Source organism: Microcoleus harperi Pol14_C6, assembly GCF_036701295.1.
GTDB lineage: Bacteria > Cyanobacteriota > Cyanobacteriia > Cyanobacteriales > Microcoleaceae > Microcoleus.
On record NZ_JAUBQN010000058.1, the window covers coordinates 9,993 to 27,521 of the forward strand.

General features: G+C 45.2%; 9 protein-coding genes. 5 read left to right on the forward strand and 4 right to left on the reverse strand.

Annotated features, from left to right (window positions below):
- Window positions 1-7,660, reverse strand: a 7,660-nt coding sequence (locus QUA27_RS25335; RefSeq protein ID WP_333071567.1) for a two-partner secretion domain-containing protein, incomplete at its 3' end; no start/stop codon positions are given.
- 773 nt (window positions 7,661-8,433) lie between these two features.
- Between QUA27_RS25335 and QUA27_RS25340 the strand changes: the two genes are divergently transcribed.
- The 3 genes from QUA27_RS25340 to atpC all read left to right on the forward strand — a co-directional run bounded on the left by QUA27_RS25340 (window position 8,434) and on the right by atpC (window position 11,555).
- On the forward strand, window positions 8,434-9,369 hold the full coding sequence (locus tag QUA27_RS25340) for a PEP-CTERM sorting domain-containing protein (protein WP_333071568.1): 936 nt from the start codon (window positions 8,434-8,436) through the stop codon (window positions 9,367-9,369).
- Window positions 9,370-9,507: 138 nt separating this feature from the next.
- On the forward strand, window positions 9,508-10,965 hold the full coding sequence (gene atpD, locus QUA27_RS25345; protein ID WP_333071574.1) for a F0F1 ATP synthase subunit beta: 1,458 nt from the start codon (window positions 9,508-9,510) through the stop codon (window positions 10,963-10,965).
- Between the two features lie 182 nt (window positions 10,966-11,147).
- Window positions 11,148-11,555 (forward strand): ATP synthase F1 subunit epsilon, encoded by a 408-nt coding sequence (atpC, locus tag QUA27_RS25350; RefSeq protein WP_006635885.1) that lies wholly within the window; start codon window positions 11,148-11,150, stop codon window positions 11,553-11,555.
- A gap of 91 nt (window positions 11,556-11,646) precedes the next feature.
- On the opposite strand, the gene QUA27_RS25355 is transcribed toward atpC, so the two are convergent.
- Window positions 11,647-11,946 carry a DUF7734 family protein gene (locus QUA27_RS25355; RefSeq protein WP_190743481.1) on the reverse strand — a complete coding sequence of 100 codons (300 nt, stop codon included), beginning with the start codon at window positions 11,944-11,946 and terminating at the stop codon, window positions 11,647-11,649.
- 459 nt (window positions 11,947-12,405) lie between these two features.
- On the opposite strand from QUA27_RS25355, the gene QUA27_RS25360 reads away from it, so the two are divergent.
- A complete protein-coding gene (locus tag QUA27_RS25360; protein WP_333071575.1) occupies window positions 12,406-12,657 on the forward strand; it encodes a hypothetical protein in 252 nt (83 codons plus the stop codon).
- Window positions 12,658-12,915: 258 nt separating this feature from the next.
- Window positions 12,916-16,311, forward strand: a complete 3,396-nt coding sequence (locus QUA27_RS25365) for an ATP-binding protein (RefSeq protein ID WP_333071577.1) — start codon at window positions 12,916-12,918, stop codon at window positions 16,309-16,311.
- Window positions 16,312-16,359: 48 nt separating this feature from the next.
- Here QUA27_RS25365 and QUA27_RS25370 read toward each other — a convergent pair whose 3' ends face one another.
- Window positions 16,360-16,632 (reverse strand): peptidoglycan-binding domain-containing protein, encoded by a 273-nt coding sequence (locus QUA27_RS25370; protein WP_333071578.1) that lies wholly within the window; start codon window positions 16,630-16,632, stop codon window positions 16,360-16,362.
- Window positions 16,633-16,707: 75 nt separating this feature from the next.
- The gene (locus tag QUA27_RS25375; RefSeq protein ID WP_333071579.1) at window positions 16,708-16,986 is read right to left on the reverse strand and encodes a peptidoglycan-binding domain-containing protein; all 279 of its coding nucleotides are present in this window, start codon (window positions 16,984-16,986) and stop codon (window positions 16,708-16,710) included.
- Window positions 16,987-17,529 lie beyond the last annotated feature (543 nt).

Consider the following 17,529-nt stretch of genomic DNA (forward strand, 5'->3'; position numbering starts at 1 on the left):
GAGTTGGAGTTACTACCGGAGTGGGAGTGATACTTGGAGTGGGAGTTGGAGTTACTACCGGAGTGGGAGTGATACTTAGAGTGGGAGTTGGAGTTACTACCGGAGTGGGAGTTGGAGTTACTACCGGAGTGGGAGTTGGAGTTACTACCGGAGTGGGAGTGACACTTGGAGTGGGAGTTGGAGTTACTACCGGAGTGGGAGTGATACTTGGAGTGGGAGTTGGAGTTACTACCGGAGTGGGAGTGATACTTGGAGTGGGAGTTGGAGTGACAACTGGAGTCGGAGTCGGAGTTACTACCGGAGTTGGAGTTTCACTCGGAGTCGGAGTTGGAGTTACTACCGGAGTCGGAGTTTCACTCGGAGTGGGAGTCGGAGTTACTACCGGAGTCGGAGTTTCACTCGGAGTGGGAGTCGGAGTTACTACCGGAGTTGGAGTTTCACTTGGAGTGGGAGTCGGAGTTACTACCGGAGTTGGAGTTGGCGTCGGGTCGATCGCGTCATCAGTCACAAACGCAATATTACCAACACTACTAGAACGCGGAAACGACTGCGATGTAATGGTAGATTGTCCCGTTGTAATTGCACCCGCCGTACCGTTGCTAGCAGCATCCCCCACCACAAACGGTTGAATCGGCGTCCCTCCATCTCCCCCAGCGTGTGTAATTGCGATATTTCCGCCACCTATGCCGCCAGCAGTAGAAATGCTAGCAAATCCCGTCGGCGAAAAAGGTGTTGAAAAAGCACCCGTAGCCCGGAAAAAATTGCCTGTTATTGCTGTGACATCGCCGCCGGTGCCACCAGTGCCGCCTTGGGCATTAATAAACTCTACTTGAATATCGCCGATCGGATCTAAGGACACATTGCCCGCATTTCCGACTATAGCGCTAGAGTTAATTTGTCCGGTGGTAATTGAAGTTATCGCCTTAACAGTTATGTTGCCGCCACTGTTTCCCGATGTATTCAAATTGCCTGCGGTGAAATTGTTACCGCTTGTAAATAGAATTTCTCCGCCATTAGTAGTAATATTTTTAACGCTTATATCTCCCTGGGCAGTAATATCGACTTGGCGAGCGGTGACATCTCCCGATAAATTGACTTTTTCCGTGTTTGGTGCTGTCAATTGTTGCGCGTTAATTGTCGAGTTTCCTGTCACATTGCCAGCATTTTCGATGGCAAGATTTCCTAATTTGCTGGTGGCACCCACCGAACCGTTGAAAGTGATGCTGCCGCGACCGGAGGCTAGAGTTAAGTTGCGGGCATTAATGCTGTCACTGTCGATCGCCTCCAAAGCAATATTTCCCCCTGCGGTACTAAATACCGCATCGTTTGTCAAAACCAAAGCATTGCTAATATTAATGTTGCCGTTATTCGTCGTAACATTCCCACCTAATTTAGTATTTAAAGCCGTAACGTTAAAACCAGAATTGCTTTTAACATTTCCGATAAATTCCGCATTCGATGAAGTAACATTCAAAACAGACAATGGCGTTGTTTCGCCGATATTTCCTTGCAGCAGCACATTACCATTCGCGGCATCTAAGCCCAACAGATGATTGCCGTCGATCGCACCTTTTATATTAATACTACCAACGCTGCTTTTGAGCTCAACCTGGTTTCCTAGTTGAACGTTGCCAGTCAAATCTATATTTTTAGTTATATTGATGCCATAGTTCAAATTAATGCTTGAACCTTGGAGAGCAACACTGCTGTTGTCAAGTCCGGTGATAGTTCCATCAAGTGCGATCGTACCAGTTCCCGTTTGAATATTTACTGGGTCTGAAAATGTGAGATTATAGGGAATACTAATATTGGCGCTGCTATCCGATCGCCCGATGGCGATCGAGCTAAATCCATTTTGAATCAAATTAAGTTCAGATGCCGTCAAATCTAAAGCGTTAGTATTGTTATCAATTCCGCCAACAACAATATTTTGTCCGGCTGTTGCGGGTTGCAGCGTTAACGCACCAGAACCAGAAACATTCCCATAAAAATTAATTTCACCTGCCGTTAAAGTCAGCGGATTACTACCAGCAGATAAACTAGAACCGAAAGCAATAGTGGCATCTCCGAGTATAAAATTTACAGGAGCTTTTAATGTCACCGGACCGCTAAAACTAATGTTATCATTACTTGTGGCAATATTTCCGCTAACCGCAACAGTTCCCCCGCCACTTTGAATAAATGCACCGTCTAAATTCAGGTTATTCTCAATGTTGAGATTTACCTTATTTGTGATTGTGAGCGTGCCGTCATTGGTAGTTGTTACAGTTCCCTTTAGATTGACATTATCAGCCGCAATACCCAGATTGCCAGCTACGTCAACTGTATTGTTGAAAGTAATGTCGCTGCCTGAAAGAATCGAGTTTTCGGCAATTGTGACAGCATCTGCATAAGTTTGACTGTCGGTTGTAGTGACATTGCCACCTAAAGATATCTTGCTGTTGGCCGTTAAATTAGTGAGAGGAGTTGTTTCGCCGATCGTACTTTTGAAGGTAAGATTACCGCTAGCCGCCTTCACAGTCAAATCGCTGGTACCATCAACAGTATTATTGAAAGTAATGCTGTCACCTGAAAGAATCGGATTGTTGGCAATTGTAACTGCATCTCCGTAGGTTTGACTGCCGATTGTAGTAACATTTCCCTTGACTTGAGTTGTGCCGCCAGCATCTGCAGTCAAACTCGCGGCATTGACTGTTTGATTAAATGCGGTTGTTCCTGTAGAGTTAGCTGTTAAATTGCCGATCGCACTTGCAGCACCAACTGCACCATTAAATGTCACATTACCGCTAACCGCCTTCGCCGTCAAATCGCTGGTGCCGTCTACAGTATTATTGAAAGTAATTTCGCTGCCTGCCAGAATGGGATTGTTGGCAATTGTAACTGCATCTCCATAAGTTTGACTGCCGGTTGTACTGACATTTCCCTTCACTTGAGTTGTGCCGTCAGCATCTGTAGTCAAACTCGCGGCATTGACGGTTTGATTAAATGCGGTTATTCCTGTAGAGTTAGCGGTAATTTTTCCTAAAGCCTTGGTATTGCCAAGTACACCATTGAATGTAATATTACCTGCACCCCCATTTACAGTCAAGTCGCTGCCAATGTTATTGGCATCAACAGTCTCGTTGAAAGTAATGTCACTGCCTGCGAGAATGGGATTGGTGGCAATTGTAACTGCATCTCCATAAGTTTGAGTGCCAGTTGTAGTGACATTGCCATTGAGTTCAGTTGTGCCGCCAGCATTGGTGGTGAAACTGGTAGCCTTGACAGCATTAAATGTAGTTGTACCAGCACTGTTGACGGTGAGATTTCCTAATACTGTCGCATAACCGATCAAACCTTTAACCTCAATTTTTCCAGTACCTGTTTCTAAAGTGAGATTGCCAGTGCCATCAATGTTATTGTTAAACAGAATATTGCCACCAGCCAAATTGCCCGTTCCCAATAAGACGTTATTTTCAACTAGGGTATTGCCGTTAATTGTGATATCTTGAGATTGGGTGGTAATATGGCCATTTAAGTTATTAGTTGTAGCATTGAGAGTAATTGAAGCATTATCAATTCCCAAAATCGAGCCATCGGGATTTACAGAAATAGTGCCTTGAGTATTGAAAATTACAGGATCGGCAAAAGATACTGCAAAATTCTCTACAGTGATATTGCCTGTAGTAGTATTCCCTCCGAAAACAATGGCACTAAAGCCATTACGTAATGAGGATAAAAAAGGTGCTCCTATATCGATAGCCTGCGGATCGAAAGGAAGTCCAGCCTGGAAGCGAATTCCGACATTCGGCGAAAACGGCTGCACTGAAAAACTCCCTCTACCCTGCGCGGAACCTGCTCCCGAAAAGCCAATCTCATTGCCGCTAATGCTAATATTTCCAGTACCGGGCAATCCATTAGCATCAATGCTATTTATTCCAACTTCATTGGGAGTTGCGATCGCAATATCTCCGCCGACACCGGAACTAGAACTAGAATTAACTACTCCTGAGTATGCAAAAATGTTGCCTGTTTTGCCAGTGAGTGTGATGTTTCCGCCATTGCCAGCAGTGGAACTGGAGTTAAGATTACTAGCATTAATATTATTGGCACTGAGTGTAATCGGGCCTCCATTTCCGGTACTGGATGTGGTATCAATTGCCCCCGCAGTCGTATCAATATTGCCATTAGTGCTGGTAAGGGCGATCGCCCCTCCGGGATTTCTCATACTACCAACGGTAATATTACCTGTAGTTTCAATCGAAAAATCGATCGGATTCTTAACATCAAAAGAATTGATTGTTGTCAGGGAACGCAAAGCTTTAGTCTCCCCAATTGGCCCGTTGACATTAATAACGCCTGTTCCCGCAGTCAAAACTAGGTTGCCATCGCCATCAACCGTTCCCCCAAAATTAATATCGCCTGCATTCGTTAACCCAGTATCGAGAGTCACATTAGAACCCGTAGCGAGAGTGACTTGCTTACCAAAGGTAATATTCTGTTCGTTGGTGATAATTTTTGAATTATTTAAGAAGTTAGTGGTTGGAGCATTAAAGGTAATGGAAGCATTGTTTTTACCTGTAATGTCTCCATCGACTGTAATTGTGCCGCTGGTGGGAGCTTGAATTGTAACCGGGTAATTAAAAGTAACACCAGCGGGGTCAATTGCGATCGCCCCCGTCCCATCCGTCCGCCCAAGAACCATTTGCGAAAAACCTTTTAACGTATCGAGTTCCGCCTGGTTCAGATTCAAACGAGCGTCCGTGATATTACCGCCAACATTAATATCTAAACTGGGAGTAAGCGGCTGCAACTGGATAGTCCCAGTACCATTAACTTGACTTGTTCCTAACAATTGAATTTCATCGCCAGTCAAAGTGACATTGCCACCCAAAGCCACATCAATCACACTGTCAGTGAGGTTAATAGGAATGGAATTGTTGTTAGCCTTTCCCGTGAGGCTAATATTACCCCTTCCCGTAGCTTGCACCGTTACCGACGGTAAGCCCGGGGCGAAGTTAATCCCGTAGCTGCTAAATGCTGTCCCTACACCGGTACCAATTAAAGCAATATCTCCATTCTGCGATCGTACCGTGCCTGAGTTGAGCCAGATCCCGGAATTAGTGCCTGTCCCTGCACTGCCCGTACCCGTCAACGTCACCTTTCCCACGCCTGCGGTTTGGATTGTAGCACCACCATCTACATATATGCCCTCGTTGGTAGTCCCAGCTCCAACGCCTGTACCAGTCAGACTAACATTTCCAGACAGCGCTTTCACTGCGCCACCCCCAACTTGTATCCCTTGATTGCTATCATTCCCATTGCCGCCAACACCGCTGAGAGTCACATTCCCGGTGCCTGTGGACTCCACCAGCCCTTGCACCGAAATGCCCGTGTTGTTGCCGACGCTACCGTTACCTGTTCCAGTCAGGGCGATATCTCCATTCTGGGATTTTACTGTGCTGGGATTATCAATAGTTATCCCTTCATTGACGATAGTCCCATTTCCCCCCGTCCCGCTGATGGTGACAGTCCCGTTCCCGGGCGTTGACTCGACTATAGAGTTGTTTATTCTAACGCCGGTGTTTTGGGTTAAAGTTCCTGCACCGTTACCAGCCAGGTTTATATTTCCCCCAGCCCGCACTGTACTGCTGTCAATAGATATCCCTGGATTATTAAATGTCCCCTTTCCACCAGTACCGTTGAGAGTAATACTCCCTGTCCCCATCGATTCCACTGTACTGGTAATAATGTTAATCCCCTTGTTGTCGCTTCCAGTTCCATTACCGCCAGTAGCATTGAGAGTAATACTTCCAGTCCCAGCCGTCGTGATTCCGCTGGTAGAAACAGAAATGCCGTTATTGTTGCTGACTCCAGCGAATCCTTGACCTCTAAGAGAAATATTTCCAGTCCCGGCATTGAGGGTGGAACCGGTGAGATCAACTCCGCTGGGATTTGCCACTGTCCCTACTGCTGGAGAATTTGACGGGTTGGTGCCGCCTCCTAAAATGATGTTGCCGCCGTTGGAGTTGATGATAGCATTGGTAATGGCGATCGCCCCTGCACCACTGCCATCTACATCTGCATTCAGGGTGATACTGCCACCGTTAGCGGTGATATTTTTGTTAACAAGTATGCTGTTATTAGCATTCAGAGTCAGGGAATTACTATTAGTCCAAGAAATCGGAGCGCTGACTGTAATATCACCTTGATTCCCAGGAACTGGCCCAGGCGCAGTGGAAATAGTCACATTTCCCAAACCTAGCTGTGTTTGCAGCGTCCCATTATTAATTGTAGAAGTAGCACCCAAGGGCGTAAATACTCCCCCTGCTGAAAAACTGTCGCCTGCAGTATCCGCACCTGTACTAATAGTGATATCAGTAGGATCTAATAATAAGGTGCCAGCAATCCCAAAGGTCGATCGCAAATCAACTAATCCTTGAAAATCCAGCGATTGCTTTCCCGACACTTCCGCAAAGCCGCCATTCCCAGAAAACAAGCCACCTCTCGCCGTAATATTGCCATTAAAGCGAGTAGTCTCATCAGCCCAAACTATCACTCGCCCGCCATTCCCATTACTAATAGCATCAGCATTAATTGTCGAATCGCTGCTGACAAAAGTCCGCGCAGCATTGGACACAGTCCCCAAACCCTGATAATCTCCGCCAATCAGTACATTGCCGCCGCCGTTACTCCCAGAAGCATCGATATTGCCCGCAATAACTCCTACTTTGTCCCCTAAAATATTTACCGTACCGCCAGTATTGCCAGAGACATTGAGAGTGCCGGATGCGATCGCAGTTCCCGCAGTTACAGGCACTGCAACATTCCCCGTCAACACAACTTCGCCATTGGGATTTACCGTCAAACCCGTTGCCTGTGCGACACCTTTTCCAGTCAGCAACTCCGGCAAAGATAACACGGGCTGCGTCCAATTATTCGGCAGCAAACTTTGAGTTGCTGTCGGCTGAATATCCAAGCTCAATAAATTTCCAGCTTGACTGATGCGCACCAAATTGTTACCCGGTACGGCGCTGATGAGAATATTGCCGCTAGGCGCACTTAGCTGACCCGTATTCACAACCGTACCTCCGACCAAAGTTAAACTTTGACCTGGTGTCACCGTCAGATTGCCTGCATTAACAATGCTTCCCCCTTGCAAAGTTGTAAACGCAAAACTGTTCGGCGTCCCAATTAATGTTGCCCAATTGTTGTTGCCGATCGCACTAAACCACTGATTGTTCCCAAAACCAATCCCTGTCGCCGTAGTAGCATTAAAAGAGCCCGGCACGTTCAGACTCGCATTCGGCCCGAAAATCATGCCTGCCGGATTCATCAAAAATAAATTAGAATTGCCACCCGTAACTTGAATTAAGCCATTTATTAAAGAAGGATTACCTCCAGTAATCCTTCCCAAAATATTTTGAATATTGGGATTTGTCAGAAAGTTAGCCGTTTGAGCCTCGCTGAGGCCAAACTGAGTAAAACTGTGAAAAAGATTAGCCCCATCTCCGCTGAATGCCCCCCCGGAAATGTCGTAGCGGTTCCCGTTGGGAGTAACAACTGTGTTAGTGCCGTCTGGTGCAGGGGCGATGGGTTGTGCGTTGGCAGAACCCGCCGCTGCACTCAGCCAGCTAACAATGAATAACCATCCGATCAAATGTAGTCTGTTGGCTGTCATTGTGTTTAAAGATTGTGCTGAAAGTGCGATCGTATTTCTTTATCCTATTTTTACTCATAAAAATTACTCATGTCAATAGGAGCCACCTATTTTGGGTTGCCGAATAATTAGGATGGGACAAGAAAATGTATATGTTTAATTACTAGAATTTACGTATAAACAGTTTTTTTACTACAAGTCAGGCGCGGCAAATGAAACTTGGTTTATTGTTTCGACTTTCACTGCTTCCCTCACGCAATTATCTTAAAAAACATGGTTTATGAATCCGGGACTGTGGGGGAAAATATGGCGCGGAATGCGAGGGTTAGGGGTTTAAAAAAATTGGAATTTTAGTCAAAACTACGTAAGTTCCGATCGCCTGTTATACAGCTTGCTTAGAGTGGCAAAAAAGTCGCTCAAATTCCTACTCGCGGTCGCCGCCACTTCCTTCTGCATCGGCCGAGTAGCTTGCAGCCCGTTTTCAGGAACAACGAACCGAACAGCCGAATTTCTCTCAAAAACTTTATATTTTATGGATGAACTTTACCAAAACTTTATAAAAGTCGAGTAAAATTTTTATGTATTTTTGATGAAAGCCAATATTTGCAAGTCTTGCACTCAACTTTAGACCGTTACCGAAACTAAGTAAATGTAGTAGGTTGGAAGTCTAGGCAGGATGAAAATCTTGCTCTGACAGATTAAACTGTGCCAATCTGGTGTCAGTGAAAACTCTTAGAAGAAGCACTCATTTACTCCAAAACACCCTTAAGTGAGATATGTATGTAGACTCACTGGTGTGGAGCCTCTTCTTTAGGTTTGACGATCGTCCTAAATATAGCAGGCTCGCGATCGTCGATTCGCGTCACGGGAACATGGCATTTAGTGCATTTTGTGCCTTACTACCTAACAATACTGGAGGAATCAGGGTTATGACTACCTTAACGCTAGTCAAAAAAACATCTTTTACAGTCGTCAGCTTGGCAACCACAATGTTGCTCAGCATCTGCACGCCCGTCCGAGCTTTCATGTTTGGCACTGGCGGCATCCAGTTCGATGAAGATACAAAGATCAACTTTAGATTTAACAACTCTCGCAGCCCTTACCAGTCAAGCTTGTGGGTGGCCCAAGCTGAGTCAGGAAACAATGGCTACACCAACATCGCCCGACTGTTTTACGAGACTAAACCCTCAGATAACGGCTCTGCCAACAACTCGGAAGCAACCTTCGGCAACGCAGTCACCTCGGACAACGGCTCCATCACCCAAACCTTCACATTTTTGCAGGATCAAATTTATGCCCTGCTACTGTGGAGCGACACGGGTACCGGCAAGCCTTTCGAGCAATACGTCTCCTCGAGTACCTTCATGAACAGCCCCCAATGGTGGGCCGCCGGCACCCAGTTCCGAAGAGAGGAATGTCTGGTGGCGGGATGTCAGCTTGCTGTGTTTGGTGACTTTATGCTCGACTACAACTCCAGCGACTCATTTGCAAACGTCAACGGCGGTAAAGGCCCAGAGCAATTTTCATCGCTCACAATGACCGAACTGGCTAATGGCACACCAATCTCCTTCGACGATGCGCAACCAGGAACCGAGCTTGACTTCAAAGACTTCACCGTGTCGGCTGAGTTAGTCTCCGAACCTGTCCCGGAACCTCTCACAGTGTTCGGGACTATGCTGGGGATCGGGGCTTTGGCTGCAGCTCGCAGGAAAAAAAAGCGAGGGCAGTAACCATAAAAATGACTATTAACCAGCCCCATACAAATCTAAATAGTGCGTCTGTTCAGTGGTACTCTGAGAAATAGCATTTCTAAATGTTAAGACTTTTTCCATAACGGGAAAAATAGCATCCTAACAAAGGCACTATTCATGGTATCCACCGCAGAAAAAACGAACGTAGGCTACATCACCCAAATCATCGGGCCAGTTGTAGACGTAAAATTCCCAGGCGGCAAACTGCCCCAAATCTATAACGCTCTCACAATTTCCGGCAAAAACGAAGCAGGTCAAGACGTTGCCGTTACCTGCGAAGTTCAACAACTGCTCGGAGACAGCCAAGTGCGCGCCGTTTCCATGAGTACCACCGACGGCTTGGTGCGTGGCATGGAAGTAGTAGATACCGGGGAAGCGATCCAAGTTCCCGTCGGAATCCCAACTCTCGGCCGCATTTTTAACGTCATCGGTGAACCCGTAGACAACCTCGGCCCGGTCAATACTTCCGAAAGTATGCCCATCCACCGCAACCCGCCGGCTTTCACCGAACTGGAAACCAAGCCTTCGGTGTTTGAAACTGGGATCAAGGTGATTGACCTGCTCGCGCCCTACCGTCGCGGTGGCAAAATCGGTTTGTTCGGCGGCGCAGGCGTCGGCAAAACCGTGATTATGATGGAACTCGTGAACAACATCGCCAAGGCTCACGGTGGCGTGTCCGTGTTCGGTGGTGTGGGCGAGCGCACCCGCGAAGGTAATGACCTCTACAAAGAAATGATCGAGTCGGGGGTTATTGACGAAGAAGACCGCAGCAAGTCAAAAATTGCTTTGGTTTACGGTCAAATGAACGAGCCGCCTGGTGCTCGGATGCGCGTGGGCCTGTCGGCTCTGGCGATGGCCGAATACTTCCGTGATGTCAGCAAGCAAGACGTGCTGCTGTTCATTGACAATATCTTCCGGTTTGTGCAAGCGGGTTCTGAGGTATCGGCTCTCTTGGGTCGGATGCCTTCGGCTGTGGGATATCAGCCGACTCTCGGTACAGACATGGGCGACTTGCAAGAACGGATTACTTCGACTACCGAAGGTTCGATTACTTCGGTTCAAGCTGTGTACGTACCTGCGGATGACTTGACTGACCCCGCACCGGCTACGACTTTTGCTCACTTGGACGCTACAACTGTGTTGTCTCGCGGTTTGGCTGCGAAGGGGATTTATCCTGCGGTTGACCCGCTGGATTCTACGTCTACGATGTTGCAAGTTAGCGTTGTCGGCGAAGAGCACTATGGTGTTGCTCGTCAGGTGCAGTCTACTCTGCAACGCTATAAGGAATTGCAAGACATTATTGCAATTTTGGGCTTGGACGAGCTGTCGGAAGATGACCGCTTGACAGTTTCTCGCGCTCGCAAAATTGAACGGTTCTTGTCTCAACCTTTCTTTGTGGCTGAAGTGTTCACTGGTTCCCCCGGCAAGTACGTCAAGCTGGCAGACACCATTAAGGGCTTCCAGATGATTTTGGCTGGCGAACTTGATGAATTACCGGAACAAGCTTTCTATTTGGTGGGCGATATCAACGAGGCGATCGCCAAAGCTGAAAAAATGAAAGCTGACGCCAAGTAATTTTAGTCATGAGTCAGTAGTCAGTCGTCATGAGTCATGAGTCAGTAGTTATTAGTTATTTGTTATTAGTTATTTGTTATTGGTAACAACTGACAACTGACAACTGACAACTGACAACTGATAACTGACAACTGACAACTGCAACTGACAACTGACAACTGACAACCGACAACTGACAATTTATGACATTAACTGTGCGCGTAGTGGCCCCAGACAAAACTGTTTGGGATTCTAATGCTGAAGAAGTAATTCTGCCGAGCACAACAGGCCAATTGGGTATCTTGAGCGGTCACGCTCCGATGTTGACAGCTTTGGATACCGGAGTGATGCGCGTCCGTCCCGGCAAGGAATGGGTGTCTATTGCTCTGATGGGTGGCTTTGCAGAAATCCAAGAAAACAAAGTTACTATTCTTGTCAACGGCGCTGAAAAAGGCGAAACCATTGATAAAGAAGCTGCTCGTACTGCTTACACCGAAGCAGAAGCTCGTTTGGAAAAGGCTACTAGCGGCACTTTGCAAGAGCAAATTCAAGCTAAGCAAGCAATCAAACGCGCGAGAGCTCGTTTCCAAGCTGCCGGCGGCACGCTCTAGCTCTAAGGGTAAGGACATAGTGCTTTTGTAGTAGGGACACAACATTGTTGTGTCCCTACTCTTTTGCTCGCGTTGTGTCCCTAATGTTTTGCTAAACTCCCGCTTCGGACAATAGAGATTGCATTGTTTCCCAAGATAACCCCTGCTGAAGATAGCGGGGGTTATTTGGATTGTAGGGGCTCTCCACGCGATCGACACTGACAATTTTTGCTTCCTCCGGCAAAACAGGAACCTCTGGATCGAAAGCGGTCGATCGTGTCAAAGAGCTAGAAAAGCCTTTAAAAATAGCAATTTCATCGAATTCGCCGTCTATTTCGGCCTTGACGATTAAAACTTCGTGCGATCGTTTTACCGTGTATTGTTCCAAACGGCGAGCAATAGAGTCAGCCATAGCAAATCTCACTTTCCTGAAATCTGCTACAATATAGCTTAATTTTGCGGCTAATTTCAGCGACAGATAGCTAATTTTTTATTTTTAATTCGACCTTTTTTAACAGCAGGAAGTAAGCGGACATAATATAAATCCTGTAAAAAGCATCTGCAATGTTTTCATCCGGCAAAAGATACTTATCGGATATTCTATGAGCCACAGAAAGATGGGGTTTCAATTATCGTTGTCCCGTTTAATTTTTATTAAACAGCGTTTGGCTTGGGATTACGCTGCTATTTATGCTAGTTTTTTGCTTGAGATCGGCTCTGGTAAGTGGCAACTCAAAGCTAATAAATAACTGTTTACGAGGAGGTAATTCTAGTTAGTGGCTCAATTTTATAGCGTTTGGGAGAGCGAGAAAAATATATGTGCCGATTTGTCGTTCGAGCCACAGTAAAAGGCAAAAAATCTGCCGTGTAGGTGTTTGAAATTTATGATGCAGAAACAGAACAAAGCATTGAACTAAAACAGGAAACTGCTGCTGAATTTCAAAAAGGTCGGGAGCTTTATTTCGAGGAAAATTTTACTGAAGCGCAAAAATTATTCAGTAAGATTTGCGAAAGAAATCCTCAAGATAGGTTAGCAGCAATTTACTGCCAGCGCTCTCTAAAGAATGGAATGTATGGAGTGCCTGAAGGATGGTCGGGGATAGAAGCTTTGGATGAAAAGTAGTGATACAGATATATTGTATGTGAACATCGGTAGGGATAGGGCAATGCTTTGTCCGGCGCGGAGAGTAGGACACGGAAATGCCGTGTCCGTATGGTTCGCTTTGACTTTTAATAATTTGGTATAAGATTAAGGATTGTAGAAACTAGATCGGGTCTTCCTTGGGTAAGTTGTGTTTAAGTACAAAATGGTTTATAATTATTACCACTGCTCAGCCTTCGCTCCAAGTATTAACTGGGTTTTTCAACCTAAAGTAATGTTATGTCCACTCTTTCTCTCAAGCACTTAGTGGCAAAACTTTCAAGAAAAGCAACGCTGCAAACCGTACTCATAGTTCCGTTTGTCTTGCAAGTATTTGCAGCGGTGGGTATTGTGGGGTATTTATCATTTAGGAACTCTCAAAGAGCAGTAAATGACCTTGCGGATCAGTTGATGGGGGAGGTTAGCAATCGCATCGAGCAAAATTTGAGAACTTATCTGGAAACTCCGCACCAAATCAATCAAAGCAAGCTGGATGCTGTGAAACTGGGTTTTGTGAACATGAAAGACTTGTCAGCTTGGGAAAAGTATCTGTGGCGGCAAGTACAATTATATCCTTATATCAATTTTACGTCGATCGCTAATCAAGATGGAGAATATCGCACTGGCGAAAAAATGTCTAACGGCACTTTATTGATTAACGCGTCGGGCCCATCTACAAATTTTGATTTTTATTCTTACAATACTAATGATACGGGCGATCGCACTACATTAGCCGCCTCCGTTAAAAACTTCGACATCCGGCAGCACCCTTCCTACAGCTATGCAGCTTTAGCAATCAAACCAACTTGGAGTTCAGTTTATATATCCTTCCTAGAACCCACATTAATTCTCAGCGCCCTGCAACCAGTTTACAGCAGCCAGAAACAACTAGAAGGAGTATTAATTGCTGCGTTGCGTCTCGACAGTATCGGTCAATTTTTAAACAGCCTCAAAATAGGCAAATCCGGTCAAACTTTTATTATCGAAAGAAGCGGCACGCTGCTGGCCACTTCCACACCAGAAAAACCTTTCCGCACCAAAAACGGTAAAAAAGAACTATTTAAAGTTACAGAAAGCAGCGACCCAGTAACGCAAACTACAGCTAAATATTTAGAAAATCACTTTCACAACTTGCACCAAATTACAAAATCGCAGCAAATAAATGTTGAGATAAACGGCCAGCAGAAATTTTTAAAAGTCCTGCCCTTCCAAGACGACAAGGGTTTAGATTTGCTGATTGTCGTTGTCGTTCCCGAAGCAGACTTTATGGAACAAATTCAGGCCGGCAACCGAACTACCGTGTTGCTATGTCTGGCAGCTTTGGGCATGGCAAGTGTGTTAGGACTTCTCACTTCTCGCTGGATTATCCAACCTCTTTTAAGATTAAAAAATGCAGCAATAGCTTTGTCTGAAGGACAATTTGACCAAACTGTAAAGCTCGATCGTTCCGACGAGTTGGGCGTACTTGCCGCTGCTTTTAACAGCATGGCAGCACAATTGCAAGCATCTTTTACTGCCTTAGAAACTAAAAATACCGAATTGCAGCGGCTCGACAAACTGAAAGATGAATTCTTAGCCAATACTTCCCACGAACTCCGCACTCCCCTTAACGGCATTATTGGGATTGCCGAATCTTTAATAGACGGTGCTACCGGACAACTGCCAGAAGCAACAAATTTTAACTTAGCTTTGATTACATCATCGGGAAAAAGATTGTCTTCTTTAATTAACGATCTTCTGGATTTTTCTCAACTCAAACACAAAAAAATAGAACTGCAAATTAAGTCCGTCGGTGTTCGAGAAATAGTCTCTGTAATTGTCACTTTGTCTCAGCCATTAGTAGGCAAAAAAAACTTGCAGTTGATTAACTCAGTTGCTCCTGAATTGCCGCCAATAGCAGCCGACGAGAATCGCTTGCAGCAAATACTTTACAACTTAATCGGCAATGCGATTAAGTTTACCGAAAGTGGCCGAGTAGAAATTTCCGCAGAATTGGTAACGGGCAACGCACAATCACCGTCTAATTCCCAATTAGCCATTACTGTATCTGATACTGGCATTGGCATCCCCGAAGATAAATTAGACCGAATTTTTGAATCTTTTGAACAAGCTGACGGTTCTACTGCTAGAGAATATGGCGGCACTGGTTTAGGGTTAACGGTTGCCAAGCAATTAGTTGAATTGCACGGAGGGAAAATTGGGGTATCTTCAACTGTAGGCGTCGGTTCCCAATTCATCTTTACTTTGCCCGTATCTGAGAGTCAGCCAGATTTTAGTAGCATACAGCCGCGTTTAACCGAGGGTTATCCCATTTTAATCACTCCTGAATTCGCGGGCAAATCCTCTATAATAAATTCTCAGCTATCAGACAATAGCGACTTGTTAGAAAGTGAAAAACTCAAAGTTTTGGTAGTAGATGATGAACCCATTAATATTCAGGTCATTATCAACAGTCTTTCTCTAGCAAACTATGAGATAACTCAAGCGAGCAACGGCTTAGAAGCTTTAAATATAATAGAATCAGGATTTAAGCCAGACTTAATTTTACTCGACGTAATGATGCCGCAGATGACGGGCTATGAAGTGTGTCGAGAAGTTCGCAAAAAATACTCGCCTTTAGAAATGCCGATTCTGATGTTGACGGCTAAAAATCAAACTACTGACTTGGTAGAAGCTTTTAACTTAGAAGCAAATGATTATGTAACTAAACCTTTTATAAAAAAGGAATTGTTGGCGAGAATTAATACGCAAATTCGCCTTGCTAAACTGAATGCAGCTTACGGCAGGTTTGTGCCCCACGATTTTCTAAACTTGCTTGAAAAACCGAGTATTATTGAAGTAAAATTAGGCGACAATCAGGAAAGAGATATGACAGTGCTGTTTGCTGATATTCGCTCATTTACGGCGCTTTCGGAAAATATGACACCGCCAGAAAATTTTGCATTTATTAATACTTATTTAGGAAGTGTTAGCCCTGCCATCAGGAAAAATAACGGGTTTATTGACAAATACATTGGGGATGCAGTCATGGCACTGTTTCCTACATCTGCTGAGGATGGCGTCAGAGCAGCAATTGATATGCAAAAAGAAGTGAATATTTACAACCAGCAGCGACAAAAAAATGATTTGTCTCCGATCGCGATCGGCGTCGGTTTGCACGCGGGCAATTTGATGTTGGGTACAATTGGCGAGCGAGAACGAATGGAAAGTACCGTGATTGCTGATGCGGTGAATCTCGCCTCTCGTTTGGAAGGATTGACTAAGGTTTACGGATCGGGAATTCTAGTTAGCGGTGCAATTATCGATCGCCTAGACGATCCAGAAAAATATAAGTACAGATTTGTCGATCGAGTAATGGTCAAAGGAAAGACAAATGCTGTGTCGGTGTTTGAAATTTACGAGACAGAAACAGAGCAGAGCATTGTACTTAAGCAGCAAACTGCGGAGGTTTTTCAAGAAGCTCTCAATTTTTACTACGCTCAAAAATTTGTTGCGGCCCAAAAAGTATTTCAGAATATTTTACAAATCAATCCGGACGATCGGGTAGCAATACTGTATTTCAAACGAGCTCGCAAGTATCGAATGTACGGAGCCCCGGAGGGGTGGTGCGGGGTGGAAACTTCGACGGAGAAATAGGGCGCGCACTGCCCGCCCTAATCTCTTTAAAAGATGCTTGCACCAACTTTAAAATATAGTTGTACAGACTCCTAATTTATTCCAAGTTTTGGGGCCAACAATGCCATCCGCAACGATTTTTTGTTGCTTTTGAAAATTGATGACTGCTTGTTCGGTTTTCGCGCCGAATCCTCCATCAGTAGTTACGGAAAAGCCGTTGGCGTTCAAGAGTCGCTGGAGGTAGCGAACGTCCTCATTTTGGGTGACGCCATCGTTTCGTTTGAGCAGGGGAAAATAACGGCAGGAAGGTAATTCCATGTGAATTGCGTTTGTGGTTTGCATAGTTTGAGTCTCCATTGGTTGTTTGCAAGTTGTTTGAAAGCAGAGAAGTGCGGGAAAATGTTGGCAGTGATTTATTTAACAAGGAAGTTCGGTAGCGCAGGTGCCTAATGTATTCCAAGTTTGCTGGCCGACAATGCCATCAACAGTAATCTTATTTTTCTTTTGAAAGTTGATGACTGCTTGTTCGGTTTTTGCGCCGAAGAATCCATCAGTTGCTAGGGAATATCCTTTTTTAACTAAAGATTGTTGGAGATAGCGCACGTCTTTATTGGCAGGGCTGCTATCATTTCGTCGCAGTGTGGGCAAAGAAGAGCACAGAGGTAATTGAGCTTGAGTTTGGTTTGTGGTTTGCATTGTTTGATTGGGGATTAGTGGTTTGCAAGTTGTTTAAACTTGCTATTCCCCAGTTGTAGCTGTGGGGGGAAGTGCTTTAACAGTCACTTTTTATAGTGACGCTTATCTGGGGTAGCTCAGATGAGTGACAGCCCGCTATCAAATCCGTTTTGTATAAAATAATTGTCAAAGGCAAACAGCAGCGAATTTCGATTTTTTATCAACTTTTAGCATCTTTGCCACCAGCCCCACACCATAAGTAAGTCGGCGCCAAAAAACGCCCCTATGTAAACGAGGGCAAAGTCTCCAAAGGCTCTCTACTCGCTGACTTAAACCTGTTTACATAGTGTTACATTATGCGGTTTAATCCCGTCTACCTACTTACCTGTACGGCTGTTGGTGTCGGGATGAATAGGCAGATTGAGGTAGAGAAAGCGACTCAATCAATCCTGTCACGGTGTAATCGCTGCACTCTTATATAAGCTGAGTAATACCAATTCACTATGAAGGTACACTAAAATATAGGGTAAAAGTAGAGGCAATTCAATATGGCGAACAAACTTC

Excerpts from the sequence above, each read along its gene's own strand:
- atpD (WP_333071574.1), top strand. The coding sequence starts at position 9,508 with ATGGTATCCACCGCAGAAAAAACGAACGTAGGCTACATCACCCAAATC.
- atpC (WP_006635885.1), top strand. The coding sequence starts at position 11,148 with ATGACATTAACTGTGCGCGTAGTGGCCCCAGACAAAACTGTTTGGGAT.
- QUA27_RS25355 (WP_190743481.1), bottom strand. The coding sequence starts at position 11,946 with ATGGCTGACTCTATTGCTCGCCGTTTGGAACAATACACGGTAAAACGA.
- QUA27_RS25365 (WP_333071577.1), top strand. The coding sequence starts at position 12,916 with ATGTCCACTCTTTCTCTCAAGCACTTAGTGGCAAAACTTTCAAGAAAA.
- QUA27_RS25370 (WP_333071578.1), bottom strand. The coding sequence starts at position 16,632 with ATGCAAACCACAAACGCAATTCACATGGAATTACCTTCCTGCCGTTAT.
- QUA27_RS25375 (WP_333071579.1), bottom strand. The coding sequence starts at position 16,986 with ATGCAAACCACAAACCAAACTCAAGCTCAATTACCTCTGTGCTCTTCT.